The organism is Corallococcus praedator (assembly GCF_003612125.1).
In the GTDB taxonomy this organism is placed as follows: domain Bacteria; phylum Myxococcota; class Myxococcia; order Myxococcales; family Myxococcaceae; genus Corallococcus; species Corallococcus praedator.
In genome coordinates, this window is sequence record NZ_RAWI01001447.1 from 1 (window position 1) to 385 (window position 385).

A 385-nucleotide genomic window follows, 5' to 3' on the forward strand; every position below is an offset into this window, starting at 1 on the left:
CGCAAAGTCTGTCTGTGGTTGAACTTTTGGATCGTTGAAGCTGGAAGTCGCGATTCTCCATCAAGCGTTTCGCAAAGAATTATGATCGACGCAACTCCTTCTCGATCTGATCCCATGACCACGATTCAAATCACCATTCCCGAAGAAGTTCTAATCAGCCTCAAAGCAACCCCGGATAATCTTTCCCGCGAATTATGCCTGCTGGCTGCGCTCAAACTGTTTGAACTCGGTCGCCTGTCCTCTGGTCGCGCTGCCCAGCTTGCTGGCCTTTCGCGGGTCGAATTTCTCAACAGTCTCGGTCGCTACCAGGTTTCGCCCTTTGCCCTCAGCGCCGAAGAACTCGCCCAAGACGTGCAAAATGCCTGATCGCAACGTCATCGTCAAC

General features: G+C 52.5%; 1 protein-coding gene. It reads left to right on the forward strand.

The genetic code is table 11. The features are described from left to right. Positions 1–366: UPF0175 family protein (locus D7Y13_RS48565; protein WP_244222518.1), on the forward strand; the 366-nt coding region annotated here is incomplete at its 5' end. Positions 367–385 lie beyond the last annotated feature (19 nt).